Source organism: Pseudomonas sp. AC193 (assembly GCF_979258075.1).
In genome coordinates, this window is the sequence record NZ_OZ409832.1 from 5,075,894 (window position 1) to 5,096,412 (window position 20,519).

Genomic DNA, 20,519 nt, shown 5'->3' on the forward strand with positions numbered 1-20,519 from the left:
CCTCAGGATCGGCGCCGTCATCCCTTTGAGGCTCCTCTATGAAGTTCTCCCAGATTCTCTTGTTGTCCCTTGGCCTGGTCAGTGGTTTTGCGTCGGCAGGCGGCACCACCGAAGCAGGTGTTGGCGGCGCATTGGGCGGGGTTCTTGGCTCGGTCGTCGGTCAGTCTTTAGGCGGCAATACAGGTTCCACCATTGGCGCAGCCTTGGGCGGCGCGGGTGGTAGCGCAGTCGGCGCCGACAAACGCAGCCGTGGCGAAGCAGCCATTGGCGGTGCGTTGGGCGCTGCTGGCGGTAACGTGGTCGGTCGCAGCCTCGGCGGCAGCACTGGCAGCCTGATCGGTTCGGCCGCAGGTGGCGGTGCCGGTGGTGCGTTGGGTAACTACATGGGCAACAAGAGCGATGACGATGATCGTCATTACGATCGCGGTCGTGATAACCGTCGCTACTACCGCGATGACCACCGTGGTCGGGGCCATGCCTATGGCCATCGCAAGCATCACAAGTATTATCGCCACCGCTAATTGCTGATTGGCGGCACGTAGATCAAAAGATCGCAGCCTGCGGCAGCTCCTACACAGATCAATGTAGGAGTTGCCGCAGGCTGCGATCTTTTTTGTCTTACACCGCCAATCGCTGTAAGGCATCACGTAATCCAGACGGAATCGGCACCGGCTGATTGCTTGCCCGATCCACAAACACATGAACGAATCGCCCGGCCGCACAGGCCTCGCTTTCGCCGACCTTGAACACCGCCAGTTCGTACTGCACCGAACTGTTGCCCAATTTGCCAACTCGCAGACCGATCTCGATCAGATCCGGGAACGCGATCGAGGCGAAGTAATCGCATGCCGAACTGACCACGAAACCCACCACTTCCCCGTCATGGATATCCAGACCACCGACCTGGATCAGGTAAGTGTTCACGGCTGTGTCGAAGAAGCTGTAGTAGGTGACGTTGTTGACGTGACCGTAGGCGTCGTTGTCGTGCCAGCGTGTGGTGATGGGCTGGAAGTGCGGGTAGTCGGTGCGTTGGGGCATCGGGTTGGACATTGATCAGCAATTCCTGAAGGTATTGTTGCGAGTCTAATTTAAAACCGAGGCGCGACCTTCGCGAGCAAGCCCGCTCCCACATTCGGAACGCATTCCAAATGTGGGAGCGAGCCTGCTCGCGAAAGCGTCACCCCAAGCACCCAATCACTCAGCGATCAGCAAACCCCTTCCCCTGCGCCGCCAACTCACCAATCAACCGCGCCGGTTTCCATTGATCGCCCTGCCGCGTCTCCAGCGCCAACAGCCGCTGATGAATATCCGCCAGCCCCTGCTGATCCGCCCAGGCCATCGGCCCGCCCTTGTCCGCCGGGAAGCCGTAGCCATTCAGGTACACCAGATCGATGTCATGGGCAGACTCGGCAATACCTTCCTGAAGAATCTTCGCCCCTTCGTTGACCAATGCCAGCAGGGAGCGCTCGAGAATCTCCTCCGGGCCGATCTCACGGCGCTGAAAGCCCAAGCCTTCGCTGACCTGCAACACCAGCGCATCGACCTCAGGATCATGCTCAGCCTGACGACTGCCCGGCTCGTAATGGTAATAGCCGTTGCCGGACTTCTGCCCGAATCGACCCATTTCGCACAAGCGATTATCCACCTGCACCTCTGGCGCATCCTGGCCCTTGCCGGCCAACTCGCGCGCGCGCCATTCCAGATCGATGCCGACCACGTCGTACATGCGAAACGGCCCCATGGCGAAACCGAAACCTTGCAACGCCGCATCGACCTGCTGTGGATAAGCGCCTTCAAGCAACATCTTGCGCGCCTCGAGTACATACGGATGCAGCATGCGGTTGCCGATAAAACCGTGGCAGTTGCCCGAGACCACGCTGACTTTGCCCATGCGCTTGCCCAGGGCCAGTGCGGCGTTCAGAGCTGCTGGTGAGGTCTTCGCGCCGCGAACGATTTCCAGCAGTTTCATGATGTGCGCCGGGCTGAAGAAATGCAGGCCCAGCACTTGTTCCGGACGTTTTGTCGCCGCCGCAATCGCATCAATATCCAGTGCCGATGTATTGCTCGCCAATAGCGCTTCAGGCTTCAGCAAGCCATCCAGCTCGCGGAAGATCTTCTGCTTCAGTTCAAGATTCTCGTACACCGCTTCGATCACCAGATCGACATTGCGAATCGCCGCGTAATCCGCCGCCGCACTGACCCGGGCGATACGCGCATCAGCCTCGGCCTGATCAATCCGCCCCTGTCGCACGTTGTGTGCATAGGTGTCGGCAACGGTGACGAGTGCCTGCTCAAGCATCTGTGGGTTGTTATCTACCCACTGTACTGTCACGCCGGCATTGGCCAGGCACATGACGATGCCACGGCCCATGGTGCCCGCGCCGATCACGGCGGCCTGCTGAATATCGAAGGATGTCTGGCTCATATTGTTCTCTTGTTGGCGATCCAAAGACTGGTCTCACCATAGTCAGCCGACGACGTTTTTTGAAGTTTATTACCGTGATGATCGACATTCAGCGGATGGATAGAGCCCTTGTCTTGATGAACTCATGTAGGAGCTGCCGAAGGCTGCGATCTTTTGATCTTGAAAAAATCAACATCAAAAGATCGCAGCCTTCGGCAGCTCCTACAAGGGTTAGAGGTGGTCTTGCGCCCAGCTGCGCACCTCGGCGTAGGGGTATTCTTCCAGTGCCGCATACCCGGGAATCGTCCGCGCCTTGAGCTTGGTAAACAGCGGCACGCTGATCCCGCACAAAAACCGCGTCAGCCGTTCCGCTGTCGGCATGACGCCCGTGTGTTGTTCATGCCTGTGGATAAAATCACCACACAGCGCCGCGAAGTTTCTATCCACAAGCGGCGGCGATTCCGGCGGCGCCGGCAAGCGTGCAACCTGCCCATGACACACCGAACAATGCCCACAACGCTCGGGCGCATCGTGGTCACCGAAGTACTCGGCCAGTCGATAACCCAAACACCGCTCGGTGGCGAAAACCTCAAGCATCGCGTGAATCCGCGCCACTTCGGTCTGTTCATGTCGAGTGAAGTAATCGTGCAACTCGCCACTCAACACGTCACTGTCAAAGTCGCTGTGCAGCAGGCTGTAGACCTCGGTCATCTGCTTGCTTTCAAGCTCGACCCAGCCCTTCTCCTGAAAATAATCCAGCGCCGTCACCACGCGATTACGCTCGGCTGAATACTGTTCGTACATCGCGTCGAAACTCACCGTCGCCCATGTGCGTGCGCGATTGGAGGTCTGGATAATCGCCGCGACAAAATCCCTGCGCTCACCCTCGAAACGCGAGAGCAGCGCGTCCGGTTCCACCAGGTATTTGAAGCGGTACTCGGCGTAATAGGCGTAGCGCGGCGCGATCAAGCCACGCAGCTCCAGTTGCACCAATAATGTCTTCAGCGGCAACGAACGAATGTTGCTTTGATCCGCCAACGGCCCGAGCAAAAACTCCCACTGCCCGTCCGGCAACGAAGCCTTCAGTTCGTCGAGCACATAACGAATGCCTTCACGCTCCGGTGTGTCGCCGTAGACAAAGTTTTCCAGCACGTTGAGGCTGTCGCGGTTGGCCAGCACCAGACAGTCCGAGGGCTGCCCGTCTCGCCCGGCGCGGCCGATTTCCTGACTGTAGTTTTCGATGGATTTAGGCAGGTCGAAGTGCACCACATTACGGATGTCACTCTTATCGATGCCCATGCCGAAAGCGATGGTCGCGACGATGCAATTGGACTGCCCGGCCATGAAACGTTTCTGGATCGCTTCACGCTTATCGTGGGGCAAACCGGCGTGATACGCCTCGGCCTGAATGCCGTTGCGTTCAAGGTGTTCGGCGATGTGTTCAGCGGTTTTCTGCAAGGTCACGTAGACGATGCTGGGCTGCCCCGGGCGCTCGCTCATCCACTCAACCAGACGCCGACGTTTGTCCTGACCGCGCACCGGTTCCACCAACAGATTGAGGTTGGGCCGGTAGAAACCGGTGGTCACCACATCCTCTGGAGCGATGGCGAATTTGCTCTGCATATCGACGATGACTTTCGGCGTCGCAGTAGCCGTCAGCAGTAAGGTTTGCGGGATGTTGAACTGCCGTTGATAGTCCGGCAGCTTTAGGTAGTCGGGACGGAAATTGTGGCCCCACTCGGAAATACAGTGCGCCTCGTCCACCACCAGCAAGGAGATCGGCACCTGCTGCAAAAAATTGCGGAAGCGCTCGTTCTTCAAGCGCTCCACCGAGATCATAAGGATTTTCAATTCACCCGTTCGAGCACGCGCCATCACGTCATTGGCGTCTTCGCGGCTCTGCGCCGAATCAATGCTGCCCGCTGAAATGCCGTGGCGTTGCAGGAACGCCAATTGATCCTGCATCAGCGCCAGCAATGGCGAGACCACCAGCGTCAGGTGCGGCAGCAACAACGCCGATATTTGATAGCAAAGGGACTTGCCGGAGCCGGTGGGAAAAATCGCCGCCGCCGAACGCCCGGCCAGCACCGCGCTGATCGCGGCCTCTTGTCCGGGACGAAACTGTGGATAACCAAAAACCTGTTCCAGGGTGTTGTGCATTCGCTGTCACTCCTTTGACCGCTGCCATGCCAACAGCCTAGCCGGCGATCGCAACGAGTCGAGAAAAGGTCGGGGCCAAATCGATTCGGAATGATACAGCGGTCACGCAAATTCTGTGGGAGCAGCCTGCACGCCCGCCGTTTTCCCTTTAAGCGCGTGTCTGACGTTTGGAAACGCCCTACAGATTCTGTCGCGCACCGTACAGCCGTATACGGCGAATTACCTGACAAGCAGGTAGGAGTTTTCCGCGTAGAGGTTTTGCCTCGAATATGCCGAAAAATCACGTAGGGAAAATCCGTAAAACGCGGAAAAACCCCTACAAACACTGTCCATTGCGGCCGTCTTGTCCCTCTGCGCAGCGCCCTTCTATAGTGGCCGGCGCGGCTGAAAGCACTCTGTCGGCCGACCCGAGCGTCTTCGAACAGGACAAGCCTCACCATGATCGACCGTTACCAGCCACTCAAAACCTGCTACAGCGAAAAACCCGTGATGCTTATCGACACCGCCGCCAGTCACAGCGATTTGCTCGATGCCGCCGACCAACGCTTGCGCGCCGCCAGTGATCTGCTGGAAACACTTTACTGTATGTGTTTCAAACAGGCCGACGCGAAAGATATTCCGCACATAGTCAATGCGCTTTATTTATTGGTGCAGGACGGCTGCGACTTACTGCAAGTCGCCAAACTACAACTTAAATAAAAACCCCAACACAAACTTTACAAACCCAGATACAACCCGACGCTTTATTAATTAACAGTGTACGCACTAACTTGTTGGCTCTTATCACCAACAAGGCCAACATCATGACAGTCGTCACTATATTTTTTTGCGGCACAGGTTCTAACAAGTTCGATACCCAACATGAAAACTTCTGGGACGGCGAACTGGTTTCCACCCTTGCCTCGCACCATACAGGCCGCGAGTTCGCCGAATGGATCGTCGTCGACGGCCCCGGCAGCGGCAACCTGCAGGCCGATGATCTATTCACCGAGAACAAAGACTACGGCCTAAGCGGCACGCTGTTCGGCAAGGGCTGGGAAGAAAACGTTCAGCATGCCTTGAACATCATCAAGGGCCAATGTGAATGGCAACGAGAGCAACTGACCGAAGCCGGATACAACCGACTTAAAGCCGCCGGCATTCCCATTGAAGATGTAAAAGTGGAAGGCTCGTGGTTCTGGCGTAAATATAACTACGGCGACCGCAGCGTCACCCAGCAGAAGTTACAAGAACAAATCATCAAGACTTTCCGTAAAGATGGCGTTATTCCGACCACGGTTAACCTGGTAGGCTGGAGTCGTGGCGGCATTAGTTGCCACATGCTGGCCAACGCGATGCTCAAGGACAGCGCGCTGAAAAATATCCCGGTGAATATTTTTGCCATTGACCCGGTGCCGGGCATCGCCAACTTTCAGGAGCAACGCGTCAAACTCGGCAGCAACGTCAAAGAGTACGTCGGCGTCTACGCCCGCGACGAGCGCTCCAAAGGTTTCAGCTGCGTGATCCCGCAGACCGCCACCGGCACCAAAACCTCGATTTATCCAATGGCCGGTCGCCACGCTACCCTCGCGGGCAACGCCACTTCCACTGGCGGCGTGCCGACCAATGCCAGCGACCTGAAAGTGCTGACCGAACCCGGCCGCATCGTTCGCCACCTCGCCGAGATCTGCCTGACCCGCTGGGGCACAACACTCGGCAAAACCCTCAACCTGACCCAGACCGACCTGGAAAACCTCGCCAACGGCATCGCCCGCGACGAGACCAGATATCAATTAATGCACAACTATTCCTACACCTACTTCACCGAACTGGATCAGGGCGAACGTTATGTTTCCCTCGGCAGCAAAGGCGTGCCGTTCTCGACTGTGAAAAGCCCGATTTACCAACCGGCGACAGGGTTGGCGACGAGTTTGCTGGATATTTCTGCGTATGTGCATTTGCGTTGAAAAACGTTGAAGGATCGGTAGGAACGTCCGATGCAATCTTCGTCCAGTTCCTACAAGAACAGACCGCTTTGTCGACTATCGGGATTTGAGGGCGCGAATCTATAGTTGTGACTGTCGCTGCCAATCAGCGACTCGGGCTTGGTCACCCGAATGGATCGTGCGCACGCATGCGCTGTATGCTGCCGGCACTCAATTGCCTGCAGTTTATGGTGACTGTGTTTGGGACACCTTCGGGTGTGCCGGGTATGTGCACGATCCTCACCGGTTGACCAACCCGAACACAGTCGCCTCCTGTCGCTTGGTCACGATGTGGTGGCTTCTCCCGGAAGCAATTGAGGATCAATAGAATGAAAACATGGAATCAATTCACCACCGACCGCTACCGAACACTCGAGTCCAACCTCACTGACACCAACCCACTGATCATCGACACAGAAGCCAACCCCCAAGACATCCTCGAATGCGCCGTCCAGCGTTTACGCGCATCAAGCGACCTGCTACGCACCCTCTACTGCCTCAACTTCAAACAAGCCGACGTCGAAGACATCCCCCACATCACCCACGCCCTCTATCTGCTGACGCAGGATGGTTGTGATCTGCTGCAAGTTGCCCAGCAGCAAATGCTCAACTGGAAAGCTCCGGCTTAAAAATCCCCCACACCAGAGAGCATGAATGCTCGAAAACCAACGTCCAAAGCAGGAGTTGAATTTTGCAAACTACTATTGATTGCGTACGATGGGAGCCACTGTTCAATCAAGGGCTCATCTTCATGACCACTGAAACTATCGATCACAGCACCCTCGCTCGCTTGATTGAAAACGGGTCAGTCAGCAGCACAAATATCGTCGCTCAACCGGGTGGCTGGTCGATTCAAATTTTGCAGGGAAGAAAAGAATGCTCGCTGGCAGCACAGCGTAGTGGTCAGGTACGACTGTTCAAGCGGCTTGAAACGCTGGTGAGCTATTTGCAAGGACTGGGCATCAGCCACTTCCATGTAGATGCCTCCAGTTATGACCCGCAGCAACTGAAAACCTACGCTCGGCCTGATCGTGCCGAAGCAATGAAACAGGCCCACGAGGCGGCTGCTTATGAGGAATGGTTCAAGCGTCAGGTGCAACTCAGCATTGATGACCCAAGGCCGAGCATCAGCGATGAAGACAGTCGCCGAATATTTGCAGCCAAACGCGATGCTCTCCGTCAACGAGCGCGCTGATGAAGTTGGTCTGGCGCCCCGAGGCGCATGACGACCGAGACCGGATCATGGATCGCATTAGTCAGGACAACCCTGTTGCAGCGGCCGATCTCGACGAAATATTCGAATCAAAAGGGGAAGTCGCTCGACAGCGCCCGACCTTGTATAGAAAAGGCAGGGTTGAAGGCACACGAGAAATCGTTGCAGCTTCTAATTACATCATCGTCTACATGCTTAAAGATGAATGCGTGCAAGTGCTGCGAATAATGCATGCCCGGCAGCAGTGGCCCTGACCAATCAAAAAGAGCCGATAAGATCCCAACTGCCAGATCAACCAAACACCTGCAATTATTCTGGCGTTTTGACCCACCTAGCGAAGGAATATTAGCGTTATGGCCAGAAAAACCGCACCGCTGCTCCCAAGGATCGCACGCTTACTAGTCGATTTTGGTGAGCGCTTGGAACTCGCCCGGCTGCGACGCAGACTCACAGCGAAGCAGGTCGCCGAGCGTGCAGGAATGTCTGTCATGACTTTGCGGTCGCTGGAATCGGGCAGTTCGGGCGTAACAATGGGAGCTTACTTGGCAGTGATGCAAGTTTTGGGGTTAGAGCAGGATCTGACGCTACTGGGCGCCACGGATAAACTCGGCAATCGAATGCAGGATGCCAAGCTTCTCTGCTCTAGAAATTCCTCAAGCAACAAATCCGCGAGAGAACTAAAACGCGAGATCCAAAAAGTTAAAAAAATTCCGACGTCAAAGACGAGTGTTCTTGATGCGGCACTCGTTAGCGAGGATCGTCTAGAAGCCTTCCCGCTGAATACTCATTCACTGTCTGCACTGCTGATGAAAAATCGACAACGAACCCCATGATGAAAAGCCGACCACAAAAAAGCCGCCCCAAAAGGGCGGCTTTTTCATTCACATCAAACCAATCTTACAACTTCGGCCCGGCAGCCTTGATCGCGTCGCTCACTTCGAACTTCTTGAAGTTCTCGATGAACAGACCGGCCAGTGCTTTGGCAGCCTCGTCGTACGCAGCCTTGTCAGCCCAGGTGTTGCGTGGGTTGAGCAGGTTGGTTTCAACACCCGGTACGGCCAGTGGCACGTCGAGGTTGATGGTGTCGAGGTGTTCGGTGTCAGCACCGATCAGCGCGCCGCTCTGGATCGCTGCGATCACCGCGCGGGTGGTCGGGATGTTGAAGCGTTTGCCGACGCCGTAGCCGCCGCCGGTCCAACCGGTGTTGACCAGGTAAACCTTGGAACCGAAACCGCGGATGCGCTTGATCAGCAGCTCTGCGTATTCGCCAGCCGGGCGCGGGAAGAACGGTGCGCCGAAGCAGGTGGAGAAGGTCGACTTGATGCCGCTGCCCGAACCCATTTCAGTCGAGCCCACCAGTGCGGTGTAGCCGGACAGGAAGTGGTAGGCCGCTTGTTCTTCGTTGAGGATCGACACTGGCGGCAGCACGCCGGTCAGGTCGCAGGTCAGGAAGATCACCGCGTTTGGCTCGCCACCGAGGTTCTGCTCGGAACGCTTGGCAACGTGCTCCAGCGGGTAAGCGGCGCGGCTGTTCTGGGTCAGGCTGACATCGGCGTAGTCGGCGTGCTTGGCGTCGTCGATAACGACGTTTTCCAGTACAGCACCGTGCTTGATGGCTTTCCAGATAACCGGCTCGTTCTTCTCGGAGAGGTCGATGCACTTGGCATAGCAACCGCCTTCGATGTTGAACACCACGCCTTCGCCCCAGCCGTGTTCGTCGTCACCGATCAGGTAACGGCTTTCGTCGGCCGACAGGGTGGTTTTACCGGTGCCCGACAGACCGAAGAACAGGGTCACGTCGCCTTCTTCGCCGATGTTGGCAGCGCAGTGCATCGGCAGCACGTCAGCGGCCGGCAGCAGGAAGTTCTGCACGGAGAACATGGCTTTCTTCATCTCACCGGCGTAACGCATGCCGGCGATCAGCACTTTTTTCTGTGCGAAGTTGAGGATCACGCAACCGTCGGAGTTGGTGCCGTCACGCTCTGGCACGCACTCGAAGTTGGCGACGTTGAGCACTTGCCACTCTTCACGACCGGCCGGGTTGTACTGGGCCGGGTTGATGAACAGGCAACGACCGAACAGATTCTGCCAGGCAGTCTGGGTGGTCATCTTCACGGCCAGGTAGTGATCTTCAGCTGCGCCTACATGCACGTGGGAAACGAAGTGCTCTTGCGCGTTGTTGAACGCCTCGACACGAGCCCACAGCGCGTCGAACTTGTCGGCCGGGAACTTGCGGTTGATCGGGCCCCAGGCGATAGCAGCCTGGGTGGAAGGCTCTTCAACGATGAAACGGTCAACAGGCGAACGACCGGTGCGGTGACCGGTGCGAACAACCAGAGCGCCGGTATCGGCAAGCTCGCCCTCACCGCGATTCAAGGCTTCTTTTACCAGATCATCGACACTCAGATCGGTGTACACGGCGTTATTGGCTTGCGTCATGAGATTCCCCGTCGGCCAGTGGCCGAGTGTGCTCCAAACGTTTTGTAGTAGAAAGTCGTGCACTACTACCGCGACAAAAAGTGGGCCGGATTATGCCAGAAACGCCCAAAAAGAGTAGGGCCCTCCCGTCGTAACGGCGTAATTGCGCGTTTGAGCAGTGAATTTACCTGCGCTGAACCGTTTTAGTGCCGGGTGTCGGATGGCGTGTCGACACCGGCGCCAGCGAACAATTGAGCGATATCGGCTGCATCGAACAGGTAACGCTCGTTGCAAAACTGGCAATCAATCTCGACGGTGCCACCCTGTTCGGCGACCAACGCTTGCGCATCTTCCAGACCCAGACTGACCAGCGCATTGCCCGAACGATCCCGCGAGCAGCTGCAACGGAAGCGCAGATTCTGCACATCGAACAGACGCACCTGCTCTTCGTGGTAGAGGCGATGCAGCACGGTTTCGTTGTCCAGGCTGAGCAATTCATCGGCGGTCAGGGTGGTGGCCAGCGCGGTGATGTGCTGCCAACTGGCGGCGCGATCTTCTTCGTCTTTCAGACGATCGGCCGGCAATTGCTGCAGGAGCAAACCACGGGCGCGACGACCGTCGGCGAACAGCTTGAAGCGCGTACCGACCTGTTGCGACATGACGAAATAGTTGGTGAAGCAATCGGACAGGGTTTCGCCGTCGAGGTCGACAATGCCCTGGTAGCGCTGGCCAACAGTCGGGTCGACGGTCAGGGCCAGAACACCGTTCGGCATCAGGTCGGCGAGGGTCGCATCCGGCGCGATCTGATCGGCGTGATAACGCGCCAGACCACGGATGTCGCGGTCGCTGGAGCACTCGATCATCAGCATCGGGATCGGGCCTTCGGAACGCGCCTGCAGAATCAGCAGTCCATCGAACTTGAGGGTGCCCACCAGCAACGAGGCGGCGGCCATCAGCTCGCCCAGCAATTGCGCAACCGGCTCCGGGTACGGGTGCTTGGCGAGGACTTCGGCGTAGCTGCGCTCAAGCGCGACCAGTTCGCCACGGGTGTCGCTGTCATCAAAGATGAAGCGTTGGGTGAAATCGGTATCCGGTAGGTCGGTCATAGGTCTGGGTATCTGAAAGTGGTGACAAAATGGTTACAAGACGTGAAAATTTGCGCTTCTTGGCACCCCTTTTGGTGCCGACTGCTCTGCCATGGGAGGCATTTTATGAACAATCCGGGTTCGTTCCAATCAAGGTGGAACCTCGGCCGGCTGGTTCTGTGCAACGTGGTGCCATTAGCACTACTGGCTTTCTGGTTATGGCCTACGGGCAACGCGCTGTGTATGATTTTCGACGAGTGGCTGTTTCGCTCACTCAATACACCGCTGGCCAGCAACCCCATATGGCTCCACATCTGGGCAATTGCAAGTATGCGTCCGTTCGACATCGTCGTTGGCCTGATCCTGCTGACGCTGCTGATCAAGGGCGATTGGGTGTTCAAGGCGATTGACGTGCGCCGGGCTTTTTTCGGTTTTCTGTCAATTCTGTTGTTGATGGTGGTGATTCGCGCACTGTTTTCCAAGTTCGCCGACTCTATGGATTGGCAGCACAGCAGCCCGTCGATGGTGCTTGAGGGCGCCGTGCACATCAGCGACTACTTCCCGGATCTGGAAAAAACCTGGGAAATTAAAGATCGCTCCAGCCAGAGTTTTCCCGGTGATCACGCCTCGGTGTTGTTGATCTGGGCGCTGTTCATGGGCGTGTTCAGCCGTACGGTCGGGCAATTTTTGACGGTGTGGGGTTTGGCGGTGCTGTTCATGTTGCCGCGACTGGTGGCTGGTGCGCATTGGGGCCAGGACGATTACATCGGTGGGGTTTTGCTGGCGGTGTGGGCGTTGGGCTGGGGTTATTACACGCCGTTCGCGTATCACGCGGCGAATATCTGGTTGAAGGTGACGGCGCCGGTTTTTGCGCTGCTGGGCAAGTTGCCGGTGGTTTCGCGGATGAGTGTGGTGCGTAGCGCCTGATACCGAGCTGTCTTCGGCGAGGGCTGCGCCCTCGATTCGCGAGCAGGCTCGCTCCCACAATTGACCGCATTCCTTCCGTTGAAATGCAATCCAATGCGGGAGCGAGCCTGCTCGCGAAGAGGCCGGCACCAACAACGCAAAAACGTCGCTCTCACTCGTCGTGGCTGCTGCCACGAAACTTGAACAAATCCCGCCGCTGTTTCTTGCTCGGTTTGCCATCGGTGCTCATGCCCAACGCGCCCGCCTTGCGCATCGCCGCTGCCGCCTCACGTTTGACAACACTCTCGGCAGTCTCCGCGTACAAGGTCTGCGCCTCGGGCGCACCGCGGCGCACGATCGACAGCGCCTCGACCTTCACCGTGCGCACTTCGAACCCCATACGAATCTCGAACTCATCGCCAATGCGTGGCTCTTTGCCAGGCTTGCAGCGCTCGCCCCGACAATGCACCTTGCCACTCTCGATGGCGGCTTTGGCCAACGCGCGAGTCTTGTAGAAACGTGCGGCCCACAGCCACTTGTCGAGACGAACCTTGTCGTCCTCTTCCTGTTTTTGCGCCATATGAATTCCTCGGTCAGCCAGTAGTCGGAACTGTACTACCGTTTCTGTCGGGCGCAACAACTCGGCCCTCCAGATAGACTGTGATCCAGGCCGGTTCATCGGCACGGAGAGATCGAGTGACAAAATTTCCATCTTCATTAACTTCGCCCAAGGCCGGTTGCCAAGGCTGCCAGCAAAGCGAGCCGCTGGGCTTCGAGTTTGCCTTCGCCTATCAACCCATCGTCGATCTGCGCGATCAGTCGATTTTCGCCCACGAAGCGCTGGTTCGGGGTGTGGCCGCTGAAGGCGCGTTCACCGTGTTGGATCAAGTTACAGAAGACAACCGCTACCGTTTCGACCAGCTCTGCCGCACCCGGGCCATCGAAGGCGCGGCCACTCTAAATATGCAGACACACTTGTCGATCAACTTCATGCCCAACGCGGTCTATCGTCCAGAGTTATGCATTCGCAGCACTCTGGAGGCGGCAAAAAAACACAATTTCCCGATCGACCGATTGATTTTCGAAACCCTGGAAAGCGAGCACGTAGATAACTATCGCCATTTGACCAATATTCTGCGTGAATACCGCGAATTCGGCTTCAAGACCGCCATCGATGACTTCGGTGCCGGTTATTCGGGGCTCAATCTGCTGGCTGATTTCCAACCGGATCTGATCAAACTCGACATGGCGCTGATCCGCGATGTCGATCGCGACCGTGTTCGTCAGGCGATCGTTCGGGGGATTGTCACAATCTGTGCGGAGTTGGACGTTACAGTCATTGCCGAAGGCATTGAGAGCGCCGGTGAACGGGATTTCCTGGCGGACTGTGGAATATTTCTGATGCAAGGCTACTGGTTCGCCAGACCTGCATTCAAAGCGTTGGCCCAGGTAGCACCTGAGGCCTGGACGCGTTAATCGTTGGTTTTTATCTATTGAAGACATTTGACCATTTGACCGTTGTCGGTCTGCGCGAGTGGGTGGCGCTCCCGGATTTGGGAGTCGCGGGCCTGCGGGCGAAAATCGACACAGGGGCCAGCACCTCCAGTCTGCACGCCACCGACATCGAACCGTTCGAACGCGACGGCGAGAAATGGGTGCGTTTCACCGCGCACCTGGGCACGGTGGTGCAGTTACGTCACCGCCGCTGCGAAGCGCCGCTGGTGACGCGCAAAACCATTAAGAGCTCCAACGGCCATGCGCAGGTGCGCTACGTGATAAGCACCACCCTGGCCTTGGGTGATCGGGTCTGGCCGGTCGAGTTCACCCTCGCCTGCCGCAAGTCCATGCGTTATCGCCTGTTACTCGGTTCCAAAGCCCTGATCGATGGCCAGTTGGTGGTCAATCCGGGTATCAAATATGTACAAGACAAGCCGGTGTTCCCGGTATCTACCTCCTCCACAGGTGTTGCATGAAGATCGCTGTGCTGTCGCGGAACCCGCGTCTGTATTCCACCCGCCGTCTGGTCGAAGCCGGAACCGAGCGCGGGCATGAAATGGTAGTGATCGACACGTTGCGCGCCTACATGAACATCGCCAGCCACAAGCCGCAGATCCACTATCGCGGCAAACCGCTGGAAGGTTTCGACGCGGTGATTCCGCGGATCGGTGCGTCGGTGACGTTCTATGGCTGCGCCGTGTTGCGTCAGTTTGAAATGATGGGGGTGTTCCCGCTCAACGAATCGGTGGCGATTGCCCGTTCCCGGGACAAATTGCGTTCGCTGCAATTGCTCTCGCGTCGCGGCATCGGTTTGCCAGTCACCGGGTTTGCTCACTCGCCGGATGACATTCCCGATCTGATCGACATGGTCAACGGCGCGCCGCTGGTGATCAAAGTGCTGGAAGGCACCCAGGGCATCGGTGTGGTGCTATGCGAAACCGCGACTGCCGCGGAATCGGTGATCGAGGCGTTCATGGGCCTGAAGCAGAACATCATGGTGCAGGAGTACATCAAGGAAGCGGGCGGCGCGGATATTCGTTGCTTCGTGGTGGGTGACAAAGTCATCGCGGCGATGAAGCGGCAGGCGAAACCGGGTGAGTTCCGTTCCAACCTGCACCGTGGCGGCAGCGCGAGCCTGATCAAGATCACGCCGGAAGAGCGCATGACCGCGTTGCGAGCGGCGAAGGTCATGGGCCTGGCGGTGGCGGGTGTGGATATTCTGCGTTCCAATCACGGGCCGCTGGTGATGGAAGTGAACTCGTCGCCGGGGCTGGAAGGGATTGAGACCACCACCGGGAAGAATGTGGCGGGGATTATTATTGAGCATCTGGAAAAGAATGGTGGGCCGAATATGACGCGCACCAAGGGTAAAGGTTAATCCTCTAAAGATGTGATGGCCGAAAGGCCGCCTTCGCGAGCAAGCCCGCTCCCACAGTGGAACGAATTCCAAAATGTGGGAGCGGGCTTGCTCGCGAAGGGGCCATCAGCCCCACCGGAACTCTCAATCCTTAAACAGCATCCCGCGGCAACATCAACCCCAACGGCAACCTGACTCGCGCTTCCAATCCACCCCCGGACCGGTTACGCAGTTCGACATTGCCGCCATGCATCGAAGCAATCCGCTTCACAATCGCCAGACCCAAGCCAGTGCCCTTCCCGCCCCGAGCACGATCGCCGCGAGTAAACGGGTTAAAGATCGCCTCGAGCTCCGAAGGATCAATCCCCGCCCCACGATCCATCACGCTCAGCACCACATACGGCGCGCTGACATCACCGCTCACATAAGCCGCAACTTCAACACTGCTGCCGGCATGGTTCAGGGCGTTGCCGATCAGGTTATTGAGCAAGCGCTTCATCGACACCCGACGCAGCGGAAACGGCTGGATCGGCTCAAGACGCAAACGGACTTTCTCTTCATTCTGGTTGTAAGGCGCTGCCACCTCACGCACCAGATCGCTGAGATCGACCTCTTCCACCGATTCGTCACGACCATCACGAATAAATGCGAGGAACTGGTCGAGAATCGCGTCCATGTCCTCGATGTCACGCACCATGTCGTCGGTCAGGTCGTTGCGATCGCCCATCAATTCCAGCGACAGCCGCAGACGCGTCAACGGTGTACGCAAATCGTGGGAAACCCCGGCTAGCATCAACTCGCGCTCGCGTCCGGCCTGCTCGACGTCTTCAGCCATCTGGTTGAACGCGCGATACACCTCGGTCATTTCGCTCGGCGTATCGCTGATCGGCAGACGCACACTGCGGCCCTGACCGAGTTGCCGCGCAGCGAAGACCAAGCGTTTCAACGGCTGATTGAGCTGACTGACGAAAATCCATGCCGACGCCGTCGACAGCAGACCAATGGCGAGGAACCAGCCGAGCACGTTCCAGATTTTCTGGCCGCGCAAGGGATGCGGGTACAGCGGTACTTTCAGCCAGCCATCACCGAGGCTCGGCGCGCGAACCCACAGCGCTGGCGGCGAATGCATGCGCAAACGCACTTCGGTGTCGGCACCCAGCTCCGCTTGCATCTGCCGCTGATAGATTTCGCTGTATGGCCAGTGCTGTTCGCCTTCCGGCACGCCAGCGCCGACCACGCGGATCAGGGTCGCGGCATCGGCAATCTTCGCGCGGTTTTCTTCGTCGGCGGCCCAATAAGCGCGCAGCGTCAGGGCGACGCCGTGGCTGTATTGACGATCCACCAGCACGTCCTCGTTCATCAATAGATAAACCAGGGTCAGCGCTTTGGAAAACAGCACGACGATGAGCACCAGCCAGAGGGTGCGGGAGAAAAAACTTTGGGGGAACCAGACGGGGGTTTTCATGAATAACCGCTACACACTTGCAGGAGCGAGCAATGCTCGCATATTGCGGATTGCGAGTCTGCGGGCCGGGTCATTCAACCCGGCCCGACAGACCCGCTCCTACAAATCGCCGATCACTTGGTGGCGGCGCCATCCGGTACGAACACGTAGCCCACGCCCCAGACAGTCTGGATGTAGCGCGGCTTGGATGGATCGGGTTCGATCATCCGGCGCAGACGCGAGATCTGCACGTCGATGGAACGCTCGAGGGCATCCCACTCGCGGCCACGGGCCAGGTTCATCAGCTTGTCGCGGGTCAGCGGCTGACGCGCGTTCATCACCAGGGCCTTGAGTACCGCAAACTCACCGGTGGTGAGCATGTGCACTTCGTCGCCGCGCTTCAGTTCGCGGGTGGCCAGCGACAACACGTAATCACCGAAGGTGACGTTTTCGTCTTCGCTGCCCGGCGCGCCCGGCACCGGAGCGGCCTGACGGCGCAGAACGGCTTTGACCCGGGCCATCAGCTCGTCCGGGTTGAACGGCTTGGCCAGATAGTCATCGGCGCCCAGTTCCAGGCCCTTGATGCGGCTGATCTCATCGCCCTTGGCGGTGAGCATGATGATCGGGATCTGATTGTTCGCGGCGCGCAGGCGGCGGCAAGCGGTCAGGCCGTCTTCGCCCGGCAGCATCAGGTCGAGGACGACCAGATTGAACACTTCACGCGACAACAGACGATCCATCTGTTCGGTGTTCGGAACGGTACGGGCGCGGTAGCCCTTGCTGACGAAGAAACGTTCCAGCAGGCTGCTCAGCCCCGGATCGTCATCAACGATAAGAATTTTTTCGCCTTCAGCAGTTTGTGCAGTGCTGCTCATTAGATGCTCCTTTTAGCTCGGCGCGCATTATGGCGTAGCTGCCGTTATACGCACCGTGTGCATTGTTAGCAGATTTTTCCTTCACTGCCAGAAAACCGGGGTTTATGCCTACAGACTGCAACACCCCCGAATGGCAGAACGCTGGTTATAATGCGCGGCGTTTTGTGCCAGGCAACGTCTGAATCGTTACCGCAGGTGATCGCCGGTTTTTTTCATGGCAACCGCAGTAATTGTTCGATTTCACGGGTCAATGGGGTGCCTTTTGATCCAGGCAGCGGCCATCTTCATGCCGCTCAACCAGACTCCGGGCCTTTATTTTCGCGCCTGCGAGCCTGCTTTCACAATATGTCAGGTGGTTTTATGGACAGCATCAACAGCCGCATCGCCGAGGAACTCGGCGTACGCCCACAACAGGTCGAAGCGGCCGTCGCGCTACTCGATGAAGGCTCAACCGTTCCCTTCATCGCCCGTTACCGGAAAGAAGTCACCGGCAGCCTCGATGACACCCAGTTGCGTCACCTGGAAGAGCGTCTGCGCTACCTGCGAGAACTCGACGAACGGCGCATCAGCATCCTCGCCAGCATCGAAGAGCAAGGCAAACTCACCCCGCAACTTGAGCGCGACATCAAGCTTGCCGACACCAAGACCCGCCTCGAAGACTTGTACCTGCCGTACAAGCAGAAGCGCCGCACCAAGGGCCAGATCGCCCTGGAAGCCGGCCTCGGCGACCTCGCGGATGGCCTGTTCAACGACCCGAACCTGGCCCCGGAAACCGAAGCGGCACGTTTCGTCGATGCCGAAAAAGGCGTGGCCGATGTGAAAGCTGCGCTGGAAGGCGCGAAATACATCCTCATGGAACGCTTCGCCGAAGACGCCAGTCTGCTGGAAAAATTGCGTAACTACCTGAAACAGGAAGCCACCCTCAGTGCCCGCGTTATCGCTGGCAAGGAAGAGGAAGGCGCCAAGTTCCGCGACTACTTCGAACACGACGAACCACTGAAAAGCATGCCGTCGCACCGCGCGCTGGCGATTTTCCGTGGCCGCAACGAAGGCATTCTCAGCTCCGCGCTGAAAGTCGGCGACGAGCTGCCGGGCACCATGCACCCGTGCGAAGGCATGATCGGCCAGCAATTCAACATCCAGAACCAGAACCGTCCGGCCGACAAATGGCTCGGCGAAGTGGTGCGCTGGACGTGGAAGGTCAAGCTCTACACACACCTGGAAACCGACCTGCTCGGCGAACTGCGTGACGGCGCTGAAACCGAAGCGATCAACGTCTTCGCCCACAACCTGCACGATCTGCTGCTGGCCGCCCCGGCCGGCCCGCGCGCTACTCTGGGCCTCGACCCGGGCCTGCGTACCGGTTGCAAGGTGGCCGTGGTCGACTCGACCGGCAAGATGCTCGACCACGCCACGGTTTACCCGCACGTGCCGCACAACAAGTGGGATCAGACCATCGCCATCCTGGCCGCCCTGTGCGCCAAGCACTCGGTTGACTTGATCGCCATCGGCAACGGCACCGCCAGCCGCGAAACCGACAAACTGGCGATCGAGCTGATCAAAAAATACCCGGCGATGAAAATGACCAAGGTCATGGTTTCCGAGGCCGGCGCATCGGTGTACTCGGCATCGGAACTGGCGGCCAAGGAATTCCCGGATCTCGACGTATCGATCCGTGGCGCCGTGTCCATCGCCCGTCGTCTGCAGGATCCATTGGCCGAGCTGGTGAAAATCGATCCGAAATCCATCGGTGTCGGCCAGTATCAGCACGACGTTTCGCAGCTGAAACTGGCGCGTGGTCTGGATGCAGTGGTTGAAGACTGTGTGAACGCCGTCGGCGTGGACGTGAACACCGCTTCGGTAGCGCTGCTGGCACGTATCTCCGGCCTCAACTCGACGCTGGCGCAGAACATCGTCGCTCACCGCGACGAGCACGGCGCGTTCAAAACCCGTGCAGCCCTGAAGAAAGTCGCGCGTCTGGGCGAAAAAACCTTCGAACAGGCGGCCGGTTTCTTGCGCGTGATGAACGGCGACAACCCGCTGGATTCCTCGGCGGTTCACCCGGAAGCTTATCCGCTGGTGCAGCGTATTGCCGCTGAAACCGACCGCGACATCCGCTCGTTGATCGGCGACGCAAGCTTCCTCAAGCGTCTGGATCCGAAGAAATTCACCGACGAGACCTTCGGTCTGCCAACCGTCACCGACATTCTGCAAGAGCTGAAAAAACCGGGCCGCGACCCGCGTCCGGAGTTCAAGACTGCCGAGTTCCAGGAAGGCGTTGAAGACCTGAAAGACCTGCAACTGGGGATGATCCTTGAAGGCGTCGTCACCAACGTGACCGCGTTCGGTGCCTTCGTCGACATCGGCGTGCATCAAGACGGTCTGGTGCACATCTCGGCGCTCTCGGAGAAATTCATCAAGGATCCACGCGAAGCGGTGAAGGCCGGTGACGTGGTGAAAGTGAAGGTCATGGAAGTCGACATACCACGCAAACGCGTCGGCCTGTCGATGCGCATGGGCGACACTCCGGGCGAGAAGATCGACGGTGCCCGTGGCTCGCGTCCGGGCTCGGCGCAACGCCAGCCGTCGAACAACGCGCCACGCAAGGAAACCGTCACCGCCGCCCCGGTGAACAACGCGATGGCTTCGCTGTTCGCCAACGCCAAGCAATTGAAGAAACGCTGATGGAAATTCCGGCCGGGCTCGTCGAGAGCGCGTTTTTCAAGCTGTTGGGCTGCCGCCTGCACAGCCTGGAAACCGGGGTGGCGCAAGTCGCCCTGGTGCTGGAACCGGAACTGCGCAATCGCGGCGGCAAATTGCACGGTGGCGCGCTGTTCAGTCTGGTCGACATCGCCATGGGGCTGGCCTGTTCCAGCACTCACGGCTTCGATCAGCAGAGCGCGACCATCGAGTGCAAGATCAACTACATCCGCGCCGTTTCCGACGGCGAGGTCATGTGCACGGCGCGGGTCATCCACCCGGGCCGCCGCACGTTGGTGGTTGAAGCCGACGTGATGCAGGGCGACAAACTGGTCGCAAAAGCACAAGGCACGTTCGCTGTCCTGTAGCTACCGGTCATCATTTTGAGTTAATTTCGGCGCAACGAATCCTGTAGGAGCTGCCGCAGGCTGCGATCTTTTGATTTTGTTTTTCAATAGCAAGATCAAAAGATCGCAGCCTGCGGCAGCTCCTACAG

At 58.0% G+C, this 20,519-nt stretch carries 21 protein-coding genes; 13 read left to right on the plus strand and 8 right to left on the minus strand.

Annotation, left to right across the window (positions count from 1 at the left end; genetic code table 11):
* Positions 1-38: 38 nt before the first annotated feature.
* Entirely contained in the window at positions 39-521 is a 483-nt protein-coding gene (locus ACZZ0D_RS22850) for a glycine zipper domain-containing protein (protein WP_053116541.1), read from the plus strand.
* Between the two features lie 97 nt (positions 522-618).
* On the opposite strand, the gene ACZZ0D_RS22855 is transcribed toward ACZZ0D_RS22850, so the two are convergent.
* The 3 genes from ACZZ0D_RS22855 to ACZZ0D_RS22865 all read right to left on the minus strand — a co-directional run bounded on the left by ACZZ0D_RS22855 (position 619) and on the right by ACZZ0D_RS22865 (position 4,564).
* Positions 619-1,050: an acyl-CoA thioesterase gene (locus ACZZ0D_RS22855; RefSeq protein WP_463554354.1), complete on the minus strand. Its 432-nt coding sequence runs from the start codon at positions 1,048-1,050 to the stop codon at positions 619-621.
* A 148-nt stretch (positions 1,051-1,198) separates the two neighbouring features.
* Positions 1,199-2,425, minus strand: coding sequence for a 3-hydroxyacyl-CoA dehydrogenase (locus ACZZ0D_RS22860; RefSeq protein ID WP_463554355.1), 1,227 nt, complete (start codon positions 2,423-2,425; stop codon positions 1,199-1,201).
* A gap of 210 nt (positions 2,426-2,635) precedes the next feature.
* Positions 2,636-4,564 carry a RecQ family ATP-dependent DNA helicase gene (locus ACZZ0D_RS22865; protein WP_463554356.1) on the minus strand — a complete coding sequence of 643 codons (1,929 nt, stop codon included), beginning with the start codon at positions 4,562-4,564 and terminating at the stop codon, positions 2,636-2,638.
* Positions 4,565-5,002: 438 nt separating this feature from the next.
* Between ACZZ0D_RS22865 and ACZZ0D_RS22870 the strand changes: the two genes are divergently transcribed.
* From ACZZ0D_RS22870 to ACZZ0D_RS22895, 6 genes are all read left to right on the plus strand, one after another.
* Positions 5,003-5,263, plus strand: a complete 261-nt coding sequence (locus tag ACZZ0D_RS22870; protein WP_053116537.1) for a hypothetical protein — start codon at positions 5,003-5,005, stop codon at positions 5,261-5,263.
* 104 nt (positions 5,264-5,367) lie between these two features.
* Positions 5,368-6,510, plus strand: coding sequence for a hypothetical protein (locus ACZZ0D_RS22875; protein ID WP_463554357.1), 1,143 nt, complete (start codon positions 5,368-5,370; stop codon positions 6,508-6,510).
* Between the two features lie 347 nt (positions 6,511-6,857).
* On the plus strand, positions 6,858-7,157 hold the full coding sequence (locus ACZZ0D_RS22880; RefSeq protein ID WP_053116536.1) for a hypothetical protein: 300 nt from the start codon (positions 6,858-6,860) through the stop codon (positions 7,155-7,157).
* Positions 7,158-7,279: 122 nt separating this feature from the next.
* Positions 7,280-7,723, plus strand: a complete 444-nt coding sequence (locus tag ACZZ0D_RS22885) for a hypothetical protein (protein WP_400649965.1) — start codon at positions 7,280-7,282, stop codon at positions 7,721-7,723.
* On the plus strand, positions 7,723-7,995 hold the full coding sequence (locus tag ACZZ0D_RS22890; RefSeq protein ID WP_159812009.1) for a type II toxin-antitoxin system RelE/ParE family toxin: 273 nt from the start codon (positions 7,723-7,725) through the stop codon (positions 7,993-7,995). The genes ACZZ0D_RS22885 and ACZZ0D_RS22890 overlap by 1 nt, the downstream gene beginning before the upstream one ends.
* Positions 7,996-8,094: 99 nt before the next feature.
* Entirely contained in the window at positions 8,095-8,574 is a 480-nt protein-coding gene (locus ACZZ0D_RS22895) for a helix-turn-helix domain-containing protein (protein ID WP_463554358.1), read from the plus strand.
* Between the two features lie 64 nt (positions 8,575-8,638).
* On the opposite strand, the gene ACZZ0D_RS22900 is transcribed toward ACZZ0D_RS22895, so the two are convergent.
* Together ACZZ0D_RS22900 and hslO are read right to left on the minus strand one after the other, a co-directional pair.
* Positions 8,639-10,180, minus strand: a complete 1,542-nt coding sequence (locus ACZZ0D_RS22900) for a phosphoenolpyruvate carboxykinase (RefSeq protein ID WP_053116533.1) — start codon at positions 10,178-10,180, stop codon at positions 8,639-8,641.
* Between the two features lie 182 nt (positions 10,181-10,362).
* Positions 10,363-11,265, minus strand: coding sequence for an Hsp33 family molecular chaperone HslO (gene hslO, locus ACZZ0D_RS22905; RefSeq protein WP_008080485.1), 903 nt, complete (start codon positions 11,263-11,265; stop codon positions 10,363-10,365).
* A gap of 105 nt (positions 11,266-11,370) precedes the next feature.
* Between hslO and ACZZ0D_RS22910 the strand changes: the two genes are divergently transcribed.
* A complete protein-coding gene (locus ACZZ0D_RS22910; RefSeq protein ID WP_463554359.1) occupies positions 11,371-12,171 on the plus strand; it encodes a phosphatase PAP2 family protein in 801 nt (266 codons plus the stop codon).
* A 151-nt stretch (positions 12,172-12,322) separates the two neighbouring features.
* On the opposite strand, the gene ACZZ0D_RS22915 is transcribed toward ACZZ0D_RS22910, so the two are convergent.
* Positions 12,323-12,730 (minus strand): RNA-binding S4 domain-containing protein, encoded by a 408-nt coding sequence (locus tag ACZZ0D_RS22915; protein ID WP_463554360.1) that lies wholly within the window; start codon positions 12,728-12,730, stop codon positions 12,323-12,325.
* A gap of 116 nt (positions 12,731-12,846) precedes the next feature.
* On the opposite strand from ACZZ0D_RS22915, the gene rimA reads away from it, so the two are divergent.
* From rimA to rimK, 3 genes are read left to right on the plus strand one after another with little or no spacing between them, the layout of a single operon-like run.
* Positions 12,847-13,626 (plus strand): S6 modification regulatory phosphodiesterase RimA, encoded by a 780-nt coding sequence (gene rimA, locus ACZZ0D_RS22920; RefSeq protein ID WP_463554361.1) that lies wholly within the window; start codon positions 12,847-12,849, stop codon positions 13,624-13,626.
* Between the two features lie 17 nt (positions 13,627-13,643).
* A complete protein-coding gene (gene rimB / locus ACZZ0D_RS22925; RefSeq protein ID WP_007917936.1) occupies positions 13,644-14,123 on the plus strand; it encodes a retropepsin-like aspartic endopeptidase RimB in 480 nt (159 codons plus the stop codon).
* The gene (rimK, locus tag ACZZ0D_RS22930) at positions 14,120-15,025 is read left to right on the plus strand and encodes a 30S ribosomal protein S6--L-glutamate ligase (protein WP_007949201.1); all 906 of its coding nucleotides are present in this window, start codon (positions 14,120-14,122) and stop codon (positions 15,023-15,025) included. Before rimB ends, rimK begins: the two co-directional genes overlap by 4 nt.
* 130 nt (positions 15,026-15,155) lie before the next feature.
* On the opposite strand, the gene ACZZ0D_RS22935 is transcribed toward rimK, so the two are convergent.
* Positions 15,156-16,469: an ATP-binding protein gene (locus ACZZ0D_RS22935; protein WP_053116529.1), complete on the minus strand. Its 1,314-nt coding sequence runs from the start codon at positions 16,467-16,469 to the stop codon at positions 15,156-15,158.
* 113 nt (positions 16,470-16,582) lie between these two features.
* Positions 16,583-17,323, minus strand: a complete 741-nt coding sequence (gene ompR / locus ACZZ0D_RS22940; RefSeq protein WP_008080479.1) for an osmolarity response regulator transcription factor OmpR — start codon at positions 17,321-17,323, stop codon at positions 16,583-16,585.
* 360 nt (positions 17,324-17,683) lie between these two features.
* Here ompR and ACZZ0D_RS22945 point away from each other — a divergent pair, with 360 nt between their 5' ends.
* Together ACZZ0D_RS22945 and ACZZ0D_RS22950 are read left to right on the plus strand one after the other, a co-directional pair.
* A complete protein-coding gene (locus ACZZ0D_RS22945; RefSeq protein WP_463554362.1) occupies positions 17,684-20,008 on the plus strand; it encodes a Tex family protein in 2,325 nt (774 codons plus the stop codon).
* On the plus strand, positions 20,008-20,391 hold the full coding sequence (locus ACZZ0D_RS22950; protein ID WP_053116527.1) for a PaaI family thioesterase: 384 nt from the start codon (positions 20,008-20,010) through the stop codon (positions 20,389-20,391). The genes ACZZ0D_RS22945 and ACZZ0D_RS22950 overlap by 1 nt, the downstream gene beginning before the upstream one ends.
* Positions 20,392-20,519: the final 128 nt, after the last annotated feature.

Excerpts from the sequence above, each read along its gene's own strand:
- ACZZ0D_RS22850 (WP_053116541.1), top strand. The coding sequence starts at position 39 with ATGAAGTTCTCCCAGATTCTCTTGTTGTCCCTTGGCCTGGTCAGTGGT.
- ACZZ0D_RS22870 (WP_053116537.1), top strand. The coding sequence starts at position 5,003 with ATGATCGACCGTTACCAGCCACTCAAAACCTGCTACAGCGAAAAACCC.
- ACZZ0D_RS22880 (WP_053116536.1), top strand. The coding sequence starts at position 6,858 with ATGAAAACATGGAATCAATTCACCACCGACCGCTACCGAACACTCGAG.
- ACZZ0D_RS22950 (WP_053116527.1), top strand. The coding sequence starts at position 20,008 with ATGGAAATTCCGGCCGGGCTCGTCGAGAGCGCGTTTTTCAAGCTGTTG.
- ACZZ0D_RS22915 (WP_463554360.1), bottom strand. The coding sequence starts at position 12,730 with ATGGCGCAAAAACAGGAAGAGGACGACAAGGTTCGTCTCGACAAGTGG.
- ACZZ0D_RS22910 (WP_463554359.1), top strand. The coding sequence starts at position 11,371 with ATGAACAATCCGGGTTCGTTCCAATCAAGGTGGAACCTCGGCCGGCTG.
- ACZZ0D_RS22890 (WP_159812009.1), top strand. The coding sequence starts at position 7,723 with ATGAAGTTGGTCTGGCGCCCCGAGGCGCATGACGACCGAGACCGGATC.
- hslO (WP_008080485.1), bottom strand. The coding sequence starts at position 11,265 with ATGACCGACCTACCGGATACCGATTTCACCCAACGCTTCATCTTTGAT.
- ACZZ0D_RS22895 (WP_463554358.1), top strand. The coding sequence starts at position 8,095 with ATGGCCAGAAAAACCGCACCGCTGCTCCCAAGGATCGCACGCTTACTA.
- ACZZ0D_RS22855 (WP_463554354.1), bottom strand. The coding sequence starts at position 1,050 with ATGTCCAACCCGATGCCCCAACGCACCGACTACCCGCACTTCCAGCCC.
- ACZZ0D_RS22865 (WP_463554356.1), bottom strand. The coding sequence starts at position 4,564 with ATGCACAACACCCTGGAACAGGTTTTTGGTTATCCACAGTTTCGTCCC.
- ACZZ0D_RS22875 (WP_463554357.1), top strand. The coding sequence starts at position 5,368 with ATGACAGTCGTCACTATATTTTTTTGCGGCACAGGTTCTAACAAGTTC.
- ACZZ0D_RS22945 (WP_463554362.1), top strand. The coding sequence starts at position 17,684 with ATGGACAGCATCAACAGCCGCATCGCCGAGGAACTCGGCGTACGCCCA.
- ACZZ0D_RS22860 (WP_463554355.1), bottom strand. The coding sequence starts at position 2,425 with ATGAGCCAGACATCCTTCGATATTCAGCAGGCCGCCGTGATCGGCGCG.
- ompR (WP_008080479.1), bottom strand. The coding sequence starts at position 17,323 with ATGAGCAGCACTGCACAAACTGCTGAAGGCGAAAAAATTCTTATCGTT.
- ACZZ0D_RS22885 (WP_400649965.1), top strand. The coding sequence starts at position 7,280 with ATGACCACTGAAACTATCGATCACAGCACCCTCGCTCGCTTGATTGAA.
- rimK (WP_007949201.1), top strand. The coding sequence starts at position 14,120 with ATGAAGATCGCTGTGCTGTCGCGGAACCCGCGTCTGTATTCCACCCGC.
- ACZZ0D_RS22900 (WP_053116533.1), bottom strand. The coding sequence starts at position 10,180 with ATGACGCAAGCCAATAACGCCGTGTACACCGATCTGAGTGTCGATGAT.
- ACZZ0D_RS22935 (WP_053116529.1), bottom strand. The coding sequence starts at position 16,469 with ATGAAAACCCCCGTCTGGTTCCCCCAAAGTTTTTTCTCCCGCACCCTC.